Raw genomic sequence first — 16,146 nt, forward strand, 5'->3', positions numbered from 1 at the left:
CGTCATCACTACGGATGGATGACTAGTTTCTATACGCAAAGATATTCAATTGTAAATCCATGCTGTCATTACCCCGGTACCGATGGTTAGCCAGGGGCGCATGCCGGTATTGACTGGTGTTGATGTAATACCGGAATCCGCTGGCTTCCAGCACCTGCATTACGTCGGCCAGCGTTTGCGGATGGTCGAGATACGCGTGAAACTCCACAAACATATTTTGCACATGAGCCAGCGCGTCGTGACAGTCGATCAGTACCGCCGTTTCGGCCCCTTCAATATCCATTTTGAGCATATCAATCCGGGTTTCGCGCAGTAGATAATCGCGCAAACGGACGGAAGGTACCAGTTTCTGATCAGTGAGAGAATAAATCGACGCCGAATCGGCCTGGTCGCTGCCAAACATAATACCGGCTTCGTTAGTCCAAACCGCTTTCGTAATGACCTCAACGCCGTTGATCTGGTTCCGGCGCAGGTTATCCTGCAAGACCTGACTGATTTGTTCGTCGGCCTCGAAGGCGACGATACGGGCCTTTGGGTATTGCTGATGAAAATAAGCAACGCTGGTGCCTACGTTTGTGCCACAATCAAAAATGACGGGTTGTTGCTGCGTGGTATTGAATCGATAAAACTCATCCACGAAAATTTCCCGGTATTGCCAGATAAAGGACAAGGCATCGGGTACCCGAAACTGAAACCGCCCGAACGTAACGTCGGTAAGCTGATTGCGGGGCTTACTACCGTACCGTATGGCCAGCCACAGCAGCTGACGCCCTTCGGTCGAGCGAAGAAGCCGGGCGGCTTCGGTGAATAAAAACTTAAAGAACCACATGATTTACACCGGTATGTTTCTACTTGCGGAATCGGTTGATAAGGCTTAAACCTGTCTGATTGATGTCATTGGATAAACGAAAGGCTACTACCAGGCCACCGAACAAGCCAACGATCATCGTTGAGCGCCAGCCAATATCCAGTAATTTTTGCCAGATGGGAGCGCCAGCCGCTGGATACGAAATTTGTACTGAGACCCACCAGACCAGCAGAGCCAGCCCAACAACGGCCCCATTCCGCCACGAAAAGGGTTGCATCTTGAACGCAAAGCCGACAAAGAGCGTCCGCGCCAGGTTATAAAGTAGCGTAGCGAGGGCTGCACCCATAGCGGCTCCATTGATGCCAAAACGCGGAAGCAGATAGGAATTAGCCGCGATGGTGATAAACGTAAGGGCAATAAAAAACAACGTATCGTAAATGTAATAGCGGGAGGTGTACAAGATGGTACCATTAACTCCCGTAGCCATGTCGATTAGCTTACCCAGACCCAGCCACAGAATAACGTAATAACCAGCATCATAGCCAGCGGGGAGCAGGCCAAATACATTCGGTAAGTTGGCTGCGACACCGATAAAGACCAGACAGCCCGCAATGAGCTGGTTTAAACAACTCTTGCGATAAATATTCATGATATTTTGGGTATCGTTCACCTTCCAGGATTCGGCGATCAGCGTTCCCGAAACCTTGTACAGTGCCGTCGCCGGAATGGCAATAACGGCGGCAAAATAGGAAGCAATACTATAGATGCCCGTCGCGTCCAGTCCTTCCGTATTATTGATCATCACCTTATCGATGGTCCAGATGATCTGCGTCGACAGAGCGGAGGTGAACGTCAGGCCCGCGTAACGCATCATATTTCGGCGCAGTTCGGGCGTGACGGAGATGTAACGACGACTCAAGAACAGCGCTTCATCGCGGATGACACTGACAATCATGAACACTAGCGGCAGAAAGAACGCCAACATCCAGACGCCCAGAAACTGCGGAAACGTAACCCAGCCTAACCAATACAGTCCACCAGCCGCCATAACGAGCAGCCGCTGAACAAACTGCTGGAGCATGGTACCCGTAACGGGGTCGTACAGGAGTCGGGCGTAGTTGTCGAAAACGGTGAAATAGACCGTAAAAAGCGTGAGCGGAATCAGCAGAAAGTAATAATCTACGAACAGCGCCGACTGAACCTGGTAATAGGAGACGACCCACGGACGAGCCAGCCATAAGCCCAGCGCGCAGACGCAGAAGCCAATAAGCGTTACCGAGGTGGTAATGAGCAGGTAACCATTGTGCTGTCGCTCGGCGTTGCGAAAGTACGGGAAATAACGTCCTCCCGCCCCGTTCAGGCCCAGGTTAGACGCCTGGGCCAGCACCTGCGCCAGCGAGATCAGCAACGTAAGCAGACCAACCTGCGCTTTACTGAAGATGTGTGGAAAAAAGAGCCCCTGCGTCAGAAAACCAATACCGACTCCCGCGTAGGAGTAGATGGAACTCTGAATCGTCTGGCGTTTGATGATACCCATCGCAAAAAAATGAGCGAATGAGTGAATGAGCGAATGAGTGAATAGCTGGCGCAGGCTTATTATGCCGGATGGTTATTCACTCATTCACTCATTCACTCATTCGCAATTAAATTCCAGCCCAGCGCCGTGCCGGCTTGAATGTCAGTGGTGGCTGTTTTGCCGAGGATGTCGTCATAGTAGCGCGTGTGCAAACCGTTGGCGGGGCGGATGCTGCGCACGTTCTCGGCGGTGAAGGCTTCCCCCGCTTTTACGTCTTTAACAACGTAGAGCGACCGCTTGAACTGAAGGCTGTTGCATTCTTTAGGCGTCAGCGTGTAGTTGACTTGTCCCATGGCCAGATAAGCACGCTCGGTTTCGACGACGAGGTTTTTCAACTCGTCGGGTTCCAGCGAGAACGCCGAATCGACACCGCCGTCGGCCCGACGTAACGTAACGTGCTTTTCGATGATGACCGCACCGAGAGCGACGGCCGCGACGGCGGCACCAATCCCCATCGTGTGGTCGGACAGGCCCACCGGTACGTCAAACAACTGCCGCATGTGCGGAATGGTGAGAAGGTTCGTGCTTTCGGGAGTGGCCGGATACGTACTGGTGCATTTGAGTAGCACCAGGTCTTTACAGCCGTGTTGGCGCAGTACTTTTACTGACTCGTCCAGATCGGCGACGGAGGAAACCCCCGTACTCATAATGACGGGCTTACCCGTTTGTGCCACCTTTTTGAGCAGAATATGATCCGTGTTTTCGAAGGACGCGATTTTGTAAAACGGTACGTCGAGCGATTCCAGAAAATCAACCGCCGTGGTGTCGAAGGGCGAACTGAACGCCAGCATGCCCCGCTTTTTGGCGTGGTCAAAAATGGGCTTGTGCCATTCCCAGGGCGTATAAGCCTCGGCGTAAAGTTTATATAGATTCTTGTCGGCCCAGAGCGATTTAGCGTCGCGGATATAAAACTCTTCGGATGCGCCGTTGAACGTAATCGTGTCCGGGGTATAGGTTTGTAGCTTGAGGGCGTGGGCACCCGCATCGGCGACGGCGTCCACGATTTCCAGCGCCCGTTCGAGCGACTGGTTGTGATTTCCCGACATCTCGGCGATGACGAACGGCCGGGGACTGAGTAATTGATCGCTAACGTTACTATCGTTCATGAAAGCAGAAACCATCCAATGGAAAAGACAAAATTAACGCTTAAGACGGCTATCTACTAATTGGAACAGCAACCTGCTCCGTTTAGTCCCCCGCTTAGCTCCCGGCGGGGAGTTCGCCACGGTATATTTTGCTTTTCATAATAGGGCGATACACCTCCCACTCTTGCTTGAGCAGCGCCAGACCAACTACGTCGTGCCAGACGCCATCCTTTTTGACGTGTTGCCGGTAGTACGCTTCTCGCCGGAAACCAAATTTCTCGTGCATGGCGATCACTTTATCGTTGAACGTCATCACTTCGCAGCGAAGTTTATTGAGTTTCAATTCATTGAAGACGTACTCCAGTACGTTAAATTCAATCTTAGCGCCAAGCCCTGCCCCGCGAACGGTGGTGTCGCCGAGATAAAAAGCCCAGTAGCAGCTACTGAGCGTCTTACTGATGCCGGTCAACGAAGCCAGACCAATCTTCTGGTCATTGTATTCAATAACCCAGTAACGGGACGTTGGGTCGTTTTCAACCTGGGCAAACCAGGCCGCCTGTTGCTCGGCCGTGATCTCGTTGCTGGTATACATGTACTGGGCAACCTCCGGCGAGTTGCGCCAGGTACGCACCAGTTCTATATCGTCGCTGGTAAGAGGAGTCAAACGAATGTCCATCGTTGTAAAAAGTACGTTTAGTTTTGGGCCAGGGCCTTAAAAAGAGCTGCGATTCGTTCCCCCGACTGACCATCGAAAAAGCGAGCCTGGTTCGTCAAACTCTGGTTGACCTCGGAAGGCGAAATCTGTAATACTGAGGTTAAATCGTCGGGGGCGAAATCTTTCTCCAACACTCGCAGAGCAATCTGCTGCTGTTTATAAAAATCGCGCAGTCCAACCTGATTGTCCGCTGTAATAATGCCAACAAATGGACGGCCGATAGTAGCCACTTCGTATGAAATCGTGCTGCACGAAACTACCGCTAGGTCACACGCACGAATGCTGTCAACCATCTGCTGAGTGGAAAGACTAACGTGCAATCGAACCCCCTGTTGACGTAACGGCTCAAAGCTTTCTTTGTGTGGGTTAGCCGCTCCCAGGATGACACGAATCTCGTTGACAGTCGCTTGCGTTAGCAGGTTATTGACAACGCGAAGGCTACAGTTATCCGGGTCAGCTCCACCCAGATTGACGAGTATTTCTCTAGGCTGAAAATTGACTGCCGGCGTTTCTGGACGATGTTGAGCAGCCTGTAAGATTGGTTTTCGGAGTAGTGCGTAGTCTGTGCCAAGCAGAAACTGAGTATACGATTCTGCCTGGTAGGTCTCTCTGGTAGCCATACCGCCATGATTGATGACGACATCAGCGTACTGATGCCAGGCTGCCAGATCATCCACTGCCACTAACGTACTACCTGTCTGCTTGATCATTCGCTGATAATCAGCCTGAAACGAGTAGCCGTCGAGCACGACTATGTCTCTGCTGGTTAGCTGACTGGCAAACAGAGCCGCGTCGGCCCGGTAGTCGGTCGTTTCGGGCAGGAAAATAAGGTCGAATCGTTGTAATAAGTCCCGGACTGCTGGCGTTGGCTGCTGAATGGCGAACGTCAACGTCTGTTCTGCACCAATCGTTTCAGCGATGGCGATACAACGCATTACGTGGCCTAAGCCAATTTGCGCGTTACCGTCAGCCCGAAAAACGATACGCTTATCAGTCATTAGGGATCAGATTATGCAGCAGGCGGTACTTGAATTCGGCTACTTTCCAGTCTACTTCCGTATCAATGTCGTGCGCGTGCATTTCGTCGATCACAACGCCCCCCGCCGTCAGGCCGGCCAGTTGCCGCTCTTGCCGGAGCCTGGCTACGTTGAACCAGTAAAACTGACCGGCATCGTGATACATCGGTTCCAGATCCTGCGACCGGAGCAAAAACGATTCGGGTTGCGCCCAGGTCAACAAATCGTCATTTAGTTTGAACGCGCGCTGAATGGGAAACGAGAAGGGCTGAACTGGATAGACGATGTCGGCGGGCTTACTGACAAGAACCGAATACGTTTTGGTCAGCAGGTCAGTACTAACGAACGGGGCGGTGGGGTAAATGCAGCACAGCGACTGAAACGTTTTACCCGTGCGCTCATACGCATCGACCACTTCCAGAATTACGTCAATCGTTGACGAGTAATCATCAGCCGTTTCAACCGAACGCATAAACGGAATCGACGCCCCGTACTGCCGCGCTACGTCGGCAATTTCGGCGTCATCCGTCGAGACCATTACGTCGTCAAACAAACCGGACGCCAGCGCGGCCTCAATGCCGTAAGCCATGATGGGCTTGCCTAGAAATGGCCGGATGTTCTTGCGGGGAATCCGTTTGCTTCCGCCCCGCGCCGTAATGACCGCTACGTTGCTCATTGGCCGATAAACTCGTTCACCGACGCAATGACATAATCCTGTTCGTCGCGCGTCAGCGTCGGAAACAGGGGCAGACTTAGACATTGTGCATAATACTGTTCCGCCTTAGTAAAGTCACCCGGCTGCCAGCCCTGCTCCCGGTAGTACGGCATCAGATGGACGGGGATGTAATGCACCTGTGCCATGACGTTGCGGGCCCGTAGAAAGTCGTACAATTCTTTACGGTCAGCGACCTGAATAACGTACAGGTGATAGGCGTGACCAACACCCGCTGGTGGCACAATAACCGTTACGTTCGAGTCGGCAAAGGCTTCGTCGTAGCGTTTCGCCAGCGCCTGTCGCTGGGCCAGCATCTCGTCCGCCCGTTGGAGCTGACTATTGCCCAACGCGGCCTGAAAATCAGTCAGGCGGTAGTTGTAGCCCAATTCCTGCATCTGCATATACCAGCCACCACGCTCAGGCTCGCCCGGATAGAGTTCGGTAAAGTCACCGGGTTTGTTGGTGATACCGTGCGTCCGGAGCCGGAGCAGGTGCTTGTATAGGTTCTCGTCGTTGGTCGTGATCATGCCACCTTCGCCAGCCGCGATGTGCTTGACGGGATGGAAGCTGAAAATGGCTAGTTCGGCCAGTGAGCTATCGCCACAGCGATGGACTGTACCGGCAGCATCCGTAAATGAAGCTCCTGGCGCGTGGCAGCTGTCTTCTAACAGCCATAGCCCATACTCGTCGGCTAACTCCCGAAAGCTGGCCATATCGACCGGATAACCGGCAAAATCGACGGGGATGATCCCCGCGAAATAACCTTTGGGGTGTTTTGCCAGCAACGCCCGAACCGCGTTAACATCCAGTAGAGCCGTTTCCGGATCAATGTCGGCAAAGTGAACCTCACCCCCGCAATACCGGACGCAGTTGGCCGAGGCAGAGAACGTAATGGGCGACGTAATAACCCGCGTGCCTGTTGTTACGCCCAGCGCCAGACAGCACAGGTGCAGCGCAGCCGTACCGTTAGCGACCGCTATGGCATACTGGCTGCCAACGTATTGCGCAAAAGCCGCTTCGAACTGAGCGATATGGGGCCCCTGCGTCAGGTAGGCGCCACGCAGCACGTCGGTTACGGCGGCAATATCTTCCTCCGTAATGTGCTGGCGACCGTAAGGAATGGGTTGATTCATACCGGCTAAACGTTGAAAGTTGGGTCAACGTGTTCCCGAACCTGCTCCCGTAATTGGTCGACGTTGAGCCAGTCGGTGTTGGTACCCGAATTATACTTGAAACCCATTTCTACCTGCTTGCCGTCAAAGGCCTGCATGTAGTCGTCCATGCTCCAGGTGGGTGTCGACGGCGTGATGACGTAATATTTCGCCGTTTCAATGGTGTTCAGCGAATCGGTTTCGGTGATCATCTCTTCGTGGAGTTTCTCGCCCGGACGGATGCCCACCAGCTTCTGTTCACAATTGGGGCCAATAGCTTCCGCTACGTCGGTGATGCGGTACGACGGAATCTTGGGTACGAAAATCTCCCCGCCCCAGGCGTGTTCCAGCGCGTATAATACCATCTCAACACCCTCCTCCAGCGAGATATTGAAGCGAGTCATGTCGGGGTGGGTAATGGGTAAAATACCATCTTTCCGTTTTTCCAGGAAGAACGGGACGACCGACCCCCGTGAGCCAATTACGTTACCGTAGCGAACAACCGAAAATCGCAGATCGCGGCTGCCTTTCATGTTGTTGGCGGCTACGAAGAGTTTGTCGGAGCAAAGTTTGGTCGCGCCGTAGAGGTTGATTGGGGCGGCCGCTTTGTCCGTCGAGAGGGCAACTACGCGCTTAACTCCATTATCCATGGCGGCATTAATCACGTTCTCGGCACCAAACACGTTGGTTTTGATGCACTCCATCGGGTTATATTCTGCCGCTGGAACCTGCTTCAGCGCGGCCGCGTGAATGATAATATCCACACCCTCGCAGGCCCGTTTAAGCCGGTCCGCATCGCGTACGTCGCCGATGAAAAACCGGATCGATTTATACTTCGATTGCGGGTAGTGCTGCGACATTTCAAACTGTTTCAGTTCGTCGCGGGAGTAGATGACCAGGCGTTTCAGATTCGGATAACGCTGGTAGACCATCTCAACGAATTTTTTGCCAAACGAGCCGGTGCCGCCCGTAATCAAAATCGATTTATCGGTTAAATCAAGCATACTGTATAAGTCATGAGTGGCTTCCCACGAAGCCGGTACTGGCAGTTGTTAGCGTTTCCGGCGTAGCCCGCTCGAACGCGTCAATGTAACTTTTGGCGCTGGCATTCAGAACCGTTACGCCCCGATGGTCGGCGTAGTCGCGCAGGACTTCGTAACCACGGAACACTTTGTGTAAGGATAAAAACTGAGATGCCATCGAAAACGTGCGTTGCCGCTGCGCATCGGAATAAACAGGCTGGTGCGTTACGTCGGTTGGCTTATCGTAAAAATGAATTTGCTTGATCAGCAGCTGATTCTGTTCGTTCAGCCGGATTTGCTCATGCCAGGATGTGTCAGCCCCGAAGAGATAAATCTTCCGGAACTGCTGATTAATCATTAGCGTCAAGGCCGCCACGATTACCGTTTGTGCGCGGGGCATCCCCAGCCCTTTTTCGTAGAGCCAGTAAGTAAGCCCGCGGAAGCCACTAACGACGGTGTAGTTGAAGTAAACGACCGAAATATTCCGGTTCTTAGTGATTTGACTCAGTAGGTATGACTGCTTGGCGAAGTGCGGCACGTAGAGTGTCATTGGCCAGGTAACCTGATCGCTGAATATGGTCAGCGTTTGGCGAATGTCTTCGCGGTCGGTCGTCCGCTCCGTAAACACGAAGTAGTTCGGGTCGGAAATAACGTAGTGCTGCGGCTGAAGTTGCGTAAACACCTCGGCGTGCGCGAAATTGTTGACGCATACTATATCGGTCTGGCGAATGAAATCCAGGTGATCGCGTAGAGAGTCGGACAGCGAAGGACCGTTCCCCAGCACTGAGCAAACACCGTCATTACGCGCGGGAAGCCGGGTGGCGTGGGGACTGCGCAGAGCGGCTTTGACCAACGACAGGAGCGAGGTAATCAGTTCGCTCAGAAATCTATTTAGTGAGTTAAAACCTGTTTCCAGCATGGAATCGGCTACCGACCAGGGCAGCCTTTTTTCTACAAAAGAACGAAAAAAAATGGCAGGGTCGTATCTACTGGTTATCAGGCTCAAAGGCGTTTGCTGAAAACGTATTTGGGCGACTCCTGCGCGCCGAGATTTCGTTTGAAGCGGGCCAGGCCAGCTTTAGGCTGGCGAGTGTTGTCCAGCGCTACCCCTAGATCCAGTAAAGAAATTTGTTCCCGTTGGCAATAGGCGTACACACCATCCAGCAGCATGACCATCGGGCTGAACGCAGTATAGGCTGGCAGTGATGCCGGAAGAAAGGTATACAGAATGTCGTGTCGAACGCGGACAGTAACCGCAAGAGCAATTAATTGATCGTCGTCGTGCAAGGTGAAAACCACAAATTGATCGGGGAACGTAACGAGTAAATGAGTCAGCCGTTCCGGTGGGAGACTGAGCCGATAGCCCAATTGCGCATACGTAACGTGCAGAAAATTGACAACCGCGACAGGGTCAGGCTGCAGCCAGTGTGCAAAACTAAATCTGGCTCGCTGACATTTCTGGAGTCGCCGAAACTCAGAAGCTATCATACGCTGGCCGAGGGGACAATCAGAAACGTAGAGAAAAAATGTTGAATGCGTTTCCACCACTAAGCAACCCGATGCCTGCAATGCAGTCAGGAGTCGATTGGTCTGGCCGGGGGCGTAACAGTGTGGGTAGTGAGTGAGCATTAAGGTGTGGCAACCGGCTGCTTTTGCTTCGCTGAAAATCTGATCAAGAAAGTCCGTTAGTACGCCCTCCGGTAGCTCTTCGGTGAATTCGATGGAGCCAAAAGGGGCTGCACCGGGACTTGCAGCTCTATTGTTTTCGGTAAAGAATGCGCAGCGAGCCATCACTCGTTGCGAAGATGACTGGCGAACCGTGAGCAGGTGAAATGGGACGTTACGTTGCTGAACCAGATGAGAACCCTCATTGAAAAAGAAACCCGGCTGATCGAACGGTAGAACGTCGGTCAGCACTGGACTAATCTGTGAATGGATGGTATGGGTAGTCACTGGTGGATTGATACTAAAAAAGGACAGCCAGCTTTGATCAAAGCTGGCTGTCCTGGAAACCGTAACTCAAAAATTATTTCGTCGTGTCGGCTGGAACAAGCGTAGCGCTGTCCGTAACAACTTCAGCAGAGTCTCCGCTTACAATCGTTTCGCTTTCAACAACGGTCGTCGTGTCGCCGGTCGTTGCCGTTGATTCTTCTTTTTTCGACTGACAGCCGATGGCTACAGAGAACATGAACGCAACGAAGAATGCAGATTGCAGAGCCTTTTTCATGATAAGAGGTAGTGACTGGTAGTAATTGGTTTTACCTTCATTAATACGATAGCTATAAAAAGGTAACCTAGCAAACTGGGTCTTTTTGTCAGAAGTGGTGACATGTATAAAAGAGATAGCTCTTACAGGCGTTTTCTCTTTTTAAACTGTGAGTAAACCAACTGCATGATGCCGTCCTTCAGACCCAGATCCGGCACAATAATTTGTTTAGCACCGGCCCATTTCATAACGGAGATATAAATGTCAGCGGCTGGTACGATCACGTCGGCCCGGTCGGCGTTCAGGCGGAGTTTGTTGATGCGATCTTCCTGACTGTATCCGGCGATGTAGTGGCGAATCCGTTCGATTTCGGCCAGTGACGTTTCTGATTCGCCCGTTTTAGACGCCAGGTTGAACAGCTTGCTGATATTACCGCCCGTCCCGACGGCAATAATTTCGCGGGAGGAATCAATGTTATCCTCCACCCAGTCTTCGATCTTCCGCCAGGCGCCCTTTGTTTCCTTACCTTCCAGCAGCCGGACCGAACCGATTTTGAACGACTTCGAATTTACTTTCTCGCGGTTAACGTACATGTTGAGTTCGGTGCTGCCCCCGCCTACGTCAATATGCAGATACTGCCGGTCGTCCAGCGCCTGAACCACCACGTTGTTGATCAGTTCAGCTTCCTTCTGCCCGTCAATGATGTGAATTTTTACGCCCGTCGAGGCTTCGATACGCTTGGCAATCTCATGCCCATTTTCGGCCTCGCGCATGGCCGATGTGGCGCAGGCCATGTACTCTTCAACTTCGTGCAACTCCATCAGGAGTTTATAAACCCGCATGAGCTTCTCCGTTCGGGCTTCGCTTTCAGGAGTTAGCTGGCCGAAGTTAAACACATCGTGCCCAAGCCGGAGGGGAAATCGGACGTACTCAACTTTCTTAAAGCTAACCACATCGTCGTTATGAAGTACCGTTGAGATCTGTAGCCGGGCCGCGTTGGAACCGATATCAATAGCTGCTAGTTTCATCTGAGATAAGGACCGTGAGAAATCAGGAAAGAGCGGGGCAAAACTGAAAAACTTGTGATTCATTTTGCCCGTGAGTCGGCCGTAAGCCAAGTATGCGTTGATGAGCTTGAGTAGTTTATTCGTCACTCAGTCGTTTGTTTGCTCGTCCTGTTACTGGCAAAAATAACGGATTTTTGAGCATGAGGGTTTAAGGATGTATTTTTACCCGGCTTTACTAATAGTAATACACCAACAACAGTTACCTTGAAAACTATACACGAACTTCTCCGGGAACGAATCCTGGTGCTGGATGGCGCCATGGGTTCCATGATCCAGCAATACAACCTCACCGAAGATGATTATCGGGGGGAGCGTTTTGCGGATTGGCCGCACGATCTGAAAGGTAACAATGATTTGCTGTCGCTGACCAAACCAGACGTAATCCGGGAAATTCACCGGCAATATCTAGACGCGGGGGCGGATATCATTGAAACAAATACGTTCAGCGGAACGACCATTGCCATGGCCGACTACCGCATGGAATCGTTGGTTTATGAACTGAACTACGAGTCGGCGCGCATTGCCCGGCTGGAAGCGGACGCGGTTACGCAGCAAAATCCCGACCGGCCGCGTTACGTGGCTGGCGCCATGGGACCAACGAACCGAACGGCTTCGCTCTCTCCCGACGTAAATAACCCAGCCTACCGGGCCGTTACGTTCGACGAACTGGTTGAGGCCTATTACGAGCAGGTAGATGGTCTGGTTAAGGGAGGAGCGCACTTGCTGCTGGTCGAAACCATTTTTGATACGCTCAATGCCAAGGCGGCTCTGTTCGCCATCGACAAATATTTCGCGGATAAGGGAACGGCGTCGCTGCCGATCATGGTGTCGGGAACCATTACCGACGCCAGCGGACGGACGCTCTCTGGGCAGACGACCGAAGCATTCTTATATTCTGTTTCGCATTTGCCATTGCTGAGCATCGGCCTGAACTGCGCTTTGGGAGCCGAACCCATGCGACCGTACGTGCAGACGCTGGCCAAAGAGTCCCCCTTCTTTACGTCAGCTTACCCGAACGCGGGCCTGCCGAACGAGTTTGGGGAATACGATGAAACGCCGGAGATGATGGCGAAGCAGGTTGAGGATTTCATCAGCAATAGCTTCATCAATATCGTTGGTGGCTGCTGCGGATCGACACCCAGCCACATCCGGGCCATTGCTGCGGTGGCGGCCAAATACCCACCCCGGCAACTGCCTGAACCAGAGCCGTACCAGAAACTGAGTGGTCTGGAACCGCTGAAAATTACCGAACTGACCAACTTCCTCAACGTTGGGGAACGGACGAACGTAACGGGCTCGAAGAAGTTTGCCCGACTGGTCAAGGAAGGAAACTACGATGAAGCGCTAAGTATAGCCCGTGGGCAGGTAGAAGGCGGAGCGCAGGTGATCGACGTCAACATGGATGAGGGGATGCTGGATTCGGTTGAAGCCATGACAACTTTTCTCAACCTGATCGCGTCGGAGCCGGACATTGCCCGTGTGCCCATTATGGTCGATTCCTCAAAATGGGAGGTCATCGAAGCCGGACTGAAATGTGTACAGGGTAAGGCCATCGTGAATTCAATCTCGCTGAAAGAAGGTGAAGAAGCCTTCATAGAGCGCGCCAAACTGGTCAAACGATATGGAGCCGCTGCGGTAGTGATGGCATTCGACGAAGCCGGTCAGGCTGATTCTTACGAACGACGTATTGAAATCTGCGAACGCGCGTACCGAATCCTGGTCGATAAAGTCGATTTCGCCCCTCAGGACATCATTTTTGATCCTAATATTCTGACCGTTGCTACGGGGATTGAGGAGCACAACAACTACGCGGTCGATTTCATCAACGCGACGCGGTGGATCAAGGAAAACTTGCCGCTGGCCAAAGTGAGCGGTGGGGTGTCTAATATTTCGTTCTCTTTCCGGGGGAATGATGTCGTGCGGGAAGCCATGCACTCGGCGTTTCTATACCATGCTATCCGCGCTGGTCTGGACATGGGTATCGTGAATGCAGGACAGCTGGAAGTGTACGATAATATTCCCAAAGAACTGCTGGAACGTTGTGAAGACGTATTGCTCAACCGCCGGGATGATGCCACTGAGCGACTCGTCGACTTTGCCGAAACGGTGAAAGCTAAAGGGAAAGTCGTTGTGCAAGATAATAGCTGGCGCGAGCAGCCCGTCCGCGAACGGTTAAAACACGCGCTGGTTAAAGGAATTACGGACTATATTGATCAGGACGTTGAAGAGATTCGGCAGCAGGTCGAGAGACCCCTTCACGTCATCGAAGGCCCCCTGATGGACGGTATGAACGTCGTAGGCGATCTGTTTGGCGAAGGGAAAATGTTTCTGCCACAGGTCGTAAAATCGGCGCGGGTGATGAAGAAGGCCGTAGCTTACCTGACTCCCTTTATTGAAGCAGAAAAATCGGGCGGGGAATCGTCGTCGGCCGGAAAAATCCTGCTCGCGACGGTTAAAGGCGATGTACATGACATTGGTAAAAATATCGTGGGTGTTGTGCTGGGCTGTAACAACTACGAGATTATTGATCTGGGGGTGATGGTGCCAACTCAGAAAATTCTGGAGGAAGCCCGCAAGCAGAATGTTGATATCATTGGGCTGAGTGGCCTCATTACGCCGTCACTCGATGAGATGGTAGGCGTTGCCAAGGAGATGGAGCGGCAAGGATTCAAGCTGCCTCTGTTAATTGGTGGGGCAACCACATCCCGGATGCATACGGCTGTGAAGATCGATCCACACTATTCGGGACCTGTTATTCACGTACTGGATGCCAGCCGGAGTGTTCCCGTAGCCGGACGGCTTGTCAGCGAAACCGAAAGCACACGCGACAAGATTTTTACGGATATAAAAGCGGAATACACCAAGCTCCGCGAAGACCACGCCCGGCGTCGGCAGGATAAAGCGACGCTGACGATTGACAAAGCGCGGGCGAATCGAGCCCCCATTGACTGGGCGAACTTCGAGCCAACCAAGCCGACGTTCTTAGGGAATCGCTATTTCGATGATTATCCAATTGATGAATTGGTTGATTACATCGACTGGACGCCCTTTTTCCAGACCTGGCAACTGACCGGCAAATACCCAACTATCTTCAACGATGCCGTAGTTGGTCAGGAGGCAAAGCAGCTGTTCGACGACGCTAATCAACTATTAAAAGAAGTGGTCGACAAAAAATTGCTGAAAGCAAAAGCGGTTGTTGGTTTCTACCCCGCCAACTCGATTGATGACGACGTATTGCTGCACGAATACGAGGAACAGGTGGCTCCCGTTTCCGGTGAACAACACGGGTCGCAACAGCATATTGAGTACAAAATATCACGTGGCAATTTATCGAAAACAGCGGCCAACGTAGCTACGGCCGGTGAGCTCGTGTACGACACGAAAACGGTGTTACACTTCTTACGTCAGCAGAATCAGAAAGCGCCAGGCTTGCCAAACTATAGCCTGTCTGACTTCATTGCCCCGTTGGAAAGCGGCCGAGAAGATTACATCGGTGGCTTTGCGGTAACGGCTGGTATTGGTATCGAACCATTACTGGAAGCCTACGAGCGCGATCATGACGATTACAACAGCATCATGCTGAAAGCCATTGCCGACCGGCTGGCTGAAGCCTTTGCGGAACGGATGCATGAACGCGTGAGGACGGAGTTCTGGCCATATGCCTCGAATGAGCAATTGAGCAACGACCAGCTGATAAAAGAAGATTATCAGGGAATTAGGCCTGCGCCGGGTTATCCCGCCTGTCCAGACCATACCGAAAAAGGGTTGTTATTCGACCTACTCGATGCTGGCAAAGCGGGGATTGAATTAACCGAGAGTTACGCGATGTACCCAGCTTCGTCGGTGAGTGGTTTTTACTTTTCGAATCCTGAATCCCGGTATTTCGCCGTTGGTAAAATCAACAAAGATCAGGTTCACGAGTACGCTCAGCGGAAAAACATGTCCATTGAGGAAGTCGAGCGATGGCTGGCTCCAGTGCTGAACTATGATGCGTAGAGTAGGTAGTAAACAGATAAATTAAAAAGAAAAGCGTCCTGATTAACGGGACGCTTTTCTTTTTAGGAAATTCTTACGGCATCAGCACCGTATCGATTACGTGAATGACGCCATTCGACTGGAACACGTCGGGAATGGTAACTGTAGCTTTGCCACCTTTAGCGTCCGTCAGTTCGATTTTCTTGCCTTTCTGCGTAGCGGTCAGGCTGCCACCAGCAGCGGTTTTCAGCGTGGCTTTACCACCACCATCCTGAATCTGCTTCATCAGATCTTCGGCGCTGAGTTTACCTGGAACTACGTGGTAGGTAAGAATACCCGTCAGCGTTTCTTTGTTTTCTGGTTTCACCAGCGTTTCAACCGTGCCTTTAGGCAGCTTGTCAAACGCTTTATTTGTTGGCGCGAATACCGTGAACGGGCCGGGGCTAGATAGCGTTTCTACCAGGCCAGCGGCTTTTACAGCGGCTACCAGCGTGGTGTGATCCTTTGAGTTCACCGCGTTCTCAACGATGTTTTTCGAAGGGTACATTGGGGCGCCACCTACGGTAACGGTTTTTTCCTGTGCAAATGAAACTTGGCTTACTGCCAATCCTAAAATCAGAGCAAATGTTGCTTTTAACGCTTTCATGTCGTCGTTGCTAAGTAGTGAAAACTAGTTGTGCTTGTACTTTTTGTGTGATCGATCAACGAGCTGATTTACGCAGAAGACGTCTTGTTTAGATTTCATCAGGGAGAGAAAACTGTGCAAACGGCGCTGGTTCTTGCTACCCAAAAAGTCATTTGGGTAGCTTG

At 52.0% G+C, this 16,146-nt stretch carries 14 protein-coding genes; 1 reads left to right on the forward strand and 13 read right to left on the reverse strand.

The features are described from left to right. Positions 1 to 22: 22 nt before the first annotated feature. From ACYVAD_RS21160 to ACYVAD_RS21215, 12 genes are all read right to left on the reverse strand, one after another. On the reverse strand, positions 23 to 829 hold the full coding sequence (locus ACYVAD_RS21160) for an FkbM family methyltransferase (RefSeq protein ID WP_461141532.1): 807 nt from the start codon (positions 827 to 829) through the stop codon (positions 23 to 25). Positions 830 to 848: 19 nt separating this feature from the next. Then, positions 849 to 2,345: a lipopolysaccharide biosynthesis protein gene (locus ACYVAD_RS21165; RefSeq protein ID WP_461141533.1), complete on the reverse strand. Its 1,497-nt coding sequence runs from the start codon at positions 2,343 to 2,345 to the stop codon at positions 849 to 851. A 92-nt stretch (positions 2,346 to 2,437) separates the two neighbouring features. Further along, positions 2,438 to 3,490 carry a pseudaminic acid synthase gene (gene pseI, locus ACYVAD_RS21170; protein WP_461141534.1) on the reverse strand — a complete coding sequence of 351 codons (1,053 nt, stop codon included), beginning with the start codon at positions 3,488 to 3,490 and terminating at the stop codon, positions 2,438 to 2,440. Positions 3,491 to 3,584: 94 nt separating this feature from the next. Beyond that, a complete protein-coding gene (gene pseH / locus ACYVAD_RS21175) occupies positions 3,585 to 4,145 on the reverse strand; it encodes a UDP-4-amino-4,6-dideoxy-N-acetyl-beta-L-altrosamine N-acetyltransferase (RefSeq protein WP_461141535.1) in 561 nt (186 codons plus the stop codon). Between the two features lie 17 nt (positions 4,146 to 4,162). Continuing rightward, positions 4,163 to 5,182 (reverse strand): UDP-2,4-diacetamido-2,4,6-trideoxy-beta-L-altropyranose hydrolase, encoded by a 1,020-nt coding sequence (gene pseG / locus ACYVAD_RS21180; protein WP_461141536.1) that lies wholly within the window; start codon positions 5,180 to 5,182, stop codon positions 4,163 to 4,165. Beyond that, positions 5,175 to 5,876 carry a pseudaminic acid cytidylyltransferase gene (gene pseF, locus ACYVAD_RS21185; RefSeq protein WP_461141537.1) on the reverse strand — a complete coding sequence of 234 codons (702 nt, stop codon included), beginning with the start codon at positions 5,874 to 5,876 and terminating at the stop codon, positions 5,175 to 5,177. Before pseF ends, pseG begins: the two co-directional genes overlap by 8 nt. Continuing rightward, positions 5,873 to 7,048, reverse strand: a complete 1,176-nt coding sequence (pseC, locus tag ACYVAD_RS21190) for a UDP-4-amino-4,6-dideoxy-N-acetyl-beta-L-altrosamine transaminase (RefSeq protein ID WP_461141538.1) — start codon at positions 7,046 to 7,048, stop codon at positions 5,873 to 5,875. The genes pseF and pseC overlap by 4 nt, the downstream gene beginning before the upstream one ends. 5 nt (positions 7,049 to 7,053) lie before the next feature. Next, complete coding sequence (gene pseB / locus ACYVAD_RS21195) at positions 7,054 to 8,070, reverse strand: UDP-N-acetylglucosamine 4,6-dehydratase (inverting) (RefSeq protein WP_461141539.1); 1,017 nt, start codon at positions 8,068 to 8,070, stop codon at positions 7,054 to 7,056. A gap of 10 nt (positions 8,071 to 8,080) precedes the next feature. Next, entirely contained in the window at positions 8,081 to 9,007 is a 927-nt protein-coding gene (locus ACYVAD_RS21200; protein WP_461141540.1) for a hypothetical protein, read from the reverse strand. A gap of 83 nt (positions 9,008 to 9,090) precedes the next feature. Continuing rightward, entirely contained in the window at positions 9,091 to 10,041 is a 951-nt protein-coding gene (locus tag ACYVAD_RS21205; protein ID WP_461141541.1) for a GNAT family N-acetyltransferase, read from the reverse strand. Positions 10,042 to 10,114: 73 nt separating this feature from the next. Further along, positions 10,115 to 10,315 (reverse strand): hypothetical protein, encoded by a 201-nt coding sequence (locus ACYVAD_RS21210; RefSeq protein ID WP_461141542.1) that lies wholly within the window; start codon positions 10,313 to 10,315, stop codon positions 10,115 to 10,117. A gap of 122 nt (positions 10,316 to 10,437) precedes the next feature. Continuing rightward, positions 10,438 to 11,322 (reverse strand): Ppx/GppA phosphatase family protein, encoded by an 885-nt coding sequence (locus ACYVAD_RS21215; RefSeq protein ID WP_461141958.1) that lies wholly within the window; start codon positions 11,320 to 11,322, stop codon positions 10,438 to 10,440. Positions 11,323 to 11,565: 243 nt separating this feature from the next. Between ACYVAD_RS21215 and metH the strand changes: the two genes are divergently transcribed. Further along, entirely contained in the window at positions 11,566 to 15,357 is a 3,792-nt protein-coding gene (metH, locus tag ACYVAD_RS21220) for a methionine synthase (protein ID WP_461141543.1), read from the forward strand. A gap of 73 nt (positions 15,358 to 15,430) precedes the next feature. Here the strand turns inward: metH and ACYVAD_RS21225 are convergent, their stop codons facing one another. Continuing rightward, on the reverse strand, positions 15,431 to 15,982 hold the full coding sequence (locus ACYVAD_RS21225; protein ID WP_461141544.1) for a fasciclin domain-containing protein: 552 nt from the start codon (positions 15,980 to 15,982) through the stop codon (positions 15,431 to 15,433). Positions 15,983 to 16,146 lie beyond the last annotated feature (164 nt).

Source organism: Spirosoma pomorum (assembly GCF_054776615.1).